Origin of the sequence: Lachnospira sp. (assembly GCF_016290755.1) — a bacterium.
GTDB classification, from domain to species: Bacteria; Bacillota; Clostridia; order Lachnospirales; family Lachnospiraceae; genus Lachnospira; species Lachnospira multipara.
In genome coordinates this window covers 1-6,092 of record NZ_JAEEVD010000081.1, presented here as the reverse complement: position 1 = coordinate 6,092, position 6,092 = coordinate 1, and the positions used below count along the sequence as shown (strand labels likewise).

Sequence of the window (6,092 nt, the reverse complement as noted above, 5' to 3'; positions counted from 1 at the left end):
TACTAACTAATGAAACAATACTATTATTCTTAATAGACTTGTCACTTACATTAATATTATCTATATCACTACTTTCGTCTTTCTCTTCATACTGTTTTAATTCATTATCATCTTCTATATCTATTAAAAACCTACTTAATTCTCTCGTATCTTTCAATTTTCCATCAAATATATGAATTAAATCTATTATTAAATTAACATCATTTTCAACTTTATCCTTAGTTATTTTACTTGATGTAATATGTGCCCATTCATTACGCACTTCCATCATTTCTTTTACACTAGATCTAACTTCGTCTTTAATATAATACTTACTAGTTATGATATACCAATTTCTATAGAATACCCTAAGAAGAGCTGCTAGATCTAATTCTCTCAGTTCTAAAATATTATTATTTGTTATTTGTTGTTGTTGTAAATATGAAAGATTGCCATATACCAATTCATCCCACCAATCATCAGAAAGCGCAGGTAATTTCCTATATAACCAGCTACAAAGATGATCAGATAGTATATGCATAAACGAATTCATTTTTCCTATAATATAAGAGTCATCCATTAGAGTTTCTCCTTTTATTATTGTCACGATATAATATATATTAATAATCTCACATTAATATGTATTAATCAATAGTTGACAAAGTCTTTCTGACACCACCTGTTCGGAACTTTCCACCCGTTAGAGCGCGCCCATGGCGCGCAAACAAAAAGAACCATCTACTACATAGCAAATGGTTCTTAAACTATATTTGTCTTTTAAAGTTGGTCATACTTCAAAGCCTTCCCCTTAGCTTTCTCAACTGGATATTTAGCTTCGTTCTGTGACATCTTCATATTTACAATTTCATCTGCATCAAGTCCTAACTTATCTAGTAACTGCTGGCTACATATAAGTACGTCTGCAAGTTCTTCTTTCACATAAAAAGACTTACACTAGCTAAAACTAATGTAAGTCTCCATACATCTAATTTTTACTTTATACTGCAACTTCTGCATTAGCATTGATTCTATCAATTACCATCTTTATTCCAAACCATATGTTAACATCATCAAAAACTTCTGATATGCTACCTTGATCTGAAAATGGTGATTCTTGTAAAACAGAAAAGTCCTTTAGCATACCATTGTGCACTATATACTCAACAATCTGATTTACGAAATAAATCTGTCTACTATTAAGACTTGTATCATTTAAGTATTTAGCAAATGCTTCTTTAGCCGCAGACATATCTAAACCAATAATCTCACGAACAAGTTCACCAAGCGGTTTTTGGCCATACTCATGCTCATAATCTTCCTTAGTACCAACTTCTTTCCATAAGATATTCTCTAAGTTCCTAATATCATCTGGATTTAATGGTTTATTCGTTTTTAGCTTAGCAATTGTTTCATTGTCCTGATGCTTACGAATATAATACTCTGCATTCTTTTTATAATCTTTTAAAATGTCTGTCTCTAATTCTGATTCTTTCCAATCCATTGACATAATCTCATCATCAAAATTAGTGTCGTATTCTCTTCTTTTTTGTTTTCTAACATATTTTAAAAGGCCTCTAATACGCTCTCTAATTTCCTCAAAATCCTCAACCCCAGCATTTTCAATATATGGTGTATGAAGTAAGGTCTGAATAAACTCAGATTGAGCTTGAATCTCAGCAATATTGGATACATTAGATACACTTTCTACCTTCTTAAAAAGATCAGAACGTGCTCTTGTATATTTTCTTCCCATTAAGTATGCTAATTCTAAACCATACATTAAAGCATCAAAACGTACTGCAGAAGCTTCTTCGCCTTCCTCTGGAATAATTAATGGAGCAAGTTCCTCCCTAACTATTTTAGTGTCTTCAAATGTTAGGTTCTGATAATTATCCTCGTTTGAGTACAAATCAACATACTTAACATGTTGTTTTACAGCAAAATTATCACGTTTTAACTTGCGAACTTTCTCTGTCATATCCTTAATAAGCTCGTTTCTATACTGTATCAATCTTTCTGTTTGAAACTCTTTATCCTGCAATTTATACACAATTTCAAACTCATATCCAAAAATTGACCCCTGGATAGCCATTGTATTTTTGCTTTCCTTACCCTTGTTCATTTTAAAGAACTCAAAATTACCGCAAAAATCAAAGATATAAAACTTATTCTTATCCTCACCATCAAGTAAACCAGGACATAATCTAGTTCCTCGTCCTATCATCTGCCAGAACTTACACTTACTCATAACCTTCTTAAAGAAAACAAGATTAAGAATTTCAGGAACATCAACGCCTGTATCAAGCATATCAACAGAAATAGCTATCTGAGGTAATTTCATAGGATCTGAAAAATCATCTATCAATTTACCTGCGTAATTAATCTTATTATCTATAACATCTGCATATCCAACTAAATGAGGATATTCCTTATTAAAAATTTTCAAAATTTTCTCTGCATGTTTATGGTTCTTAGCAAAAATAATTGTTTTACCAATCTTTTGACCATAATCCACCTTAATGCCATTTTCCATAAGAGTGTGAAGTACTTTTTTAATTGTATCCTCATTAAAGACCCATGTATTTAATTGATTAGAGTCTATTACATTAGGCAATAAACCATCTTCTGATGCAAATGTTTCCTCATACTGCTCCTTATCTTCATCAGATAAGTCATCATAAACAATTCCATTCTCAATAAATTTCAACTTAGACTCTACATACATATAATCCACTAAGAAACCATCTTCTACAGCCTGAGCCAAATCATATCCATAAGTTGGTAAACCACTAGCTAATTCAAAAACATCATAAGTGTTTTTATCAATTTCATCCTTAGGTGTAGCTGTTAAGCCCACTAATAAAGAATCAAAATAGTTAAAAATATCTTGGTATTTATTATAAATAGAACGATGGGCTTCATCACAAATAATCAAGTCAAAATGACCACTTGTAAATAAACGACCTTCATCATCCTTAACTTCATCTATACACTTTATCATTGTTTGATAAGTTGAAAATACACAATGGGCACTATAATTATCCTTCTCCTCAGAAAGATTTGTTGTTGAAAGATCTTGCAAAAATTCTCCAAAACTTCTCTTAGCCTGTTTTGCAAGCTGAGTTCTATCCGTTAAGAATAAAATATTTTTTATCCAACCCTTATGTAATAATATATTACACAACTCAACTACAGTTCTTGTTTTACCAGAACCAGTAGCCATTACAAGCAATGCTTTTCTTCGATTCTTCTCATCAAATGTCTCACAAACTGCCTTGATTGCAGCTTCCTGATAATAACGTCCAGCAATCTTCTTATTAATCTCTACATCTTTAAGACTCTCCTTCAGATGTCTTAAATTAAATAACTTCTCAAGATCTCTTTTAGAGTATACTTCTGCTACTCTTCGTTCCTGATACTGTCCATCTATAATTCTTGTTTCAAAACCATTAGTTAAGAAAATTACCGGTCTTCTACCAGACTTCTTTTCTAATAAATCAGCATATAAATTAGCCTGTTTACGTCCTGCAGATACATCCACGCAAGTTTTCTTTGCTTCTACTACCGCCAATGGGCAATGTCTATCATCAAATAAAACATAGTCAGCAAATCCAACATTTGACTTATTAGGCATACCCTCGAGTCTATATTCATTAACCCAATTCTTACCCTCAATCCATCCAGCATCACGAAGCATTGCATCGATATAAAGCTTTCGTGTTTCATACTCTGTTGCCTCTAATGGCTTAGGTACATAATTAGTTATATTTTCCTCACGTTTAGCTGATAACTGTTCCTTTAATGCTGCATTTTCACGAATTAATCTTTCTAAATCTAATTCTTGCTTAGCATTTTTTTCTTTCTCTTTTTCAAGTTCAGCTAAAATCTGCTCAGCTTTTTCTTTCTTTTCCTGAGCCTGCTTCTTTCTATTTAAAATTATGTTTTTATCAAATTCACGATTCTCATAATTATCTGCATAACAACAAGCAACAAAATCCAAGAAAATAAATAGATTTTCAAGACAAAGCATCGCCTCATCGAAAAGCGAAGCTCTACTATTATGTGCTACTGAGTTACCATTTTTTCTAATATAATTCATTCTCTCCAATATATCAGAACCAACTAATTCTCTAAAATCAGCAGCATTCATTAAGTTATATAATGTATCTTCATATGGTCTCTCTAAATCATTGTCTACTGAATACATCCACTTAACAGCAAATTCCATAGCCCTTCTGCTTGTCACCATGCTTGTCTGTGGATCAAATAAAATATATCTCTCCGCTTTAATTGCCACTCCTGCAAAAGAAGAAAATTTTGATTCAGTTTTCAAGTAATCAAAGTTAGTAACCATATATTCCTCCTAAAATCAACGATACCAAGGCCTAAAAACCTAGATTAAATTAATTATAACACATAATTGAAGTTTTTTACTACTCTTCGCAATATCTCCATTTATATCCACCAGCTGTTTTATGTTCATGTCTACATGTTTTTCCTATTTGTATACTACTAATCCCTGTGGCACGTTCAGCTTCTGCTAAAGAATAATATTTTGCGATAATTTCATTTGTACCAATATCTACTTGAAAAACTGCTCGTCCATTAACATGTAAAGGCTCAATATCACTATAATCGCCATTATCATATCTCCATTGAAATCCTCCAGCGCTCATGCTCTTCCCTCTTTTTTTTAAAGCTGCATTTAAAGCACTTAAACCTCCTTCTTTTCTTGCATCTTCTTGACTTTCATATCTGCATATAAAATGTCCATCCATATCATATTTGCAAATAGCTTTAGACATTTCTTTATTTCTTTTTATTGTATTCTTTCTTCTTCTGTCTACCATTAATTCACCTATATTTAAATGTTCTTTAGATCTTATATCATATAAAGATTTATCAATATCATATAAATGAATTTCAGGCATATTATCAAATCTATACCCTTCTATCATATAACTACCTTTGACATAATTCTTTACAGTTGATAATGATACATTCAACAATTTAGCTGCTTGTGTATAGCTTTCAAAAAAATTCACCGGTTCATCATTATAATACTGCATAATTGGTTTAACCAAACTTCTACCTACTCCCCCTCCAATAGATACATTATATCCATATTTAGAATTTGTCGTTTTGTATTGTTCGATATATATTTTTTCTTTTTCACTTGCCTCTTTTTCTGTTAAATTAGATTCAAGTACTTCATGTTTAATATTTTTCCACCCATACTTTTGAATTGCTCTCCAAAACTTTTTCTGAGTTTTATAACCTTTTCCATTTTGCCATCGTCGTTTATTTTCCTGCCTTGTTATACCTATATACATCTTACCATTTGGCACAGTATGTTTATATATTTGATAAATTGCCGACGCTTCATCTAAATTTTTTTCAAATATTTCATTAAACTTTTTCCTATTGTTTGATATACAGCCGCAAGTTTTTGTTGTTCCTGTTACTAATGAACTACCCGATGCAATTTTTTCATTACCACAATCACATAAACATTTATAGTATGTCTTTTTTCTTCCTTCATAATTAGGAAGTCTCTCAATTGCTATTAACATACCAAATCTTTTTCCTACATAATTTTTTTCGTTCCACTTACCTCTTTTCTCTCTATTTAAGCAACCACAACTTTTTGTATTACCTTTATTAAGACATTTTGTACTTACAATATTTATATTTCCACATTCGCACAAACATTTCCAATAAACTACATGTTTCTCTGTAACATGATTTATTTCTAGAGCTGTTAATCTTCCAAATTTCTGACCTGTTAAATCTTTTCTATGACCAGGATTATTGGATTTTATTCCATAGTACCTTGCGATTCCTTTAATATTTCTTTTTGTTTTATTAGGAAAGTATTTTTCTAAGGAGTCGTAATCAGAATTAGGATAATAAAGTTTTAATGCTTCTATTTGTTCACTTGTATATCTTCTATGCTTCATATGACCTCCTTTGTTTTATACCATATTGTTTCTGATAAATTTTGATTTGTCGACTTGTTTGACAAAGTCCATAAATTGTTTTTGTAAGTCAAGTGGTGGAACTATTAACTGCAAATCTTCTATTTGCTGCTTAGTAATAGCTTCGCGTGTTGC

Annotated in this window: 5 protein-coding genes; all 5 read right to left on the bottom strand. The window is 31.2% G+C overall.

Going from position 1 to position 6,092, the window contains the following annotated elements:
* The coding region (locus tag QVA17_RS12010) for a Swt1 family HEPN domain-containing protein (protein WP_287389195.1) at positions 1 to 559 on the bottom strand (559 nt) is incomplete at its 3' end.
* Between the two features lie 197 nt (positions 560 to 756).
* The gene (locus QVA17_RS12005; protein ID WP_330635217.1) at positions 757 to 918 is read right to left on the bottom strand and encodes a MazG-like family protein; all 162 of its coding nucleotides are present in this window, start codon (positions 916 to 918) and stop codon (positions 757 to 759) included.
* Positions 919 to 976: 58 nt separating this feature from the next.
* Positions 977 to 4,333, bottom strand: a complete 3,357-nt coding sequence (locus tag QVA17_RS12000; RefSeq protein WP_287389193.1) for a DEAD/DEAH box helicase family protein — start codon at positions 4,331 to 4,333, stop codon at positions 977 to 979.
* Between the two features lie 79 nt (positions 4,334 to 4,412).
* The gene (locus QVA17_RS11995; protein WP_287389191.1) at positions 4,413 to 5,939 is read right to left on the bottom strand and encodes a GIY-YIG nuclease family protein; all 1,527 of its coding nucleotides are present in this window, start codon (positions 5,937 to 5,939) and stop codon (positions 4,413 to 4,415) included.
* 15 nt (positions 5,940 to 5,954) lie between these two features.
* A complete protein-coding gene (locus tag QVA17_RS12710) occupies positions 5,955 to 6,077 on the bottom strand; it encodes a hypothetical protein (protein WP_442911573.1) in 123 nt (40 codons plus the stop codon).
* Positions 6,078 to 6,092 lie beyond the last annotated feature (15 nt).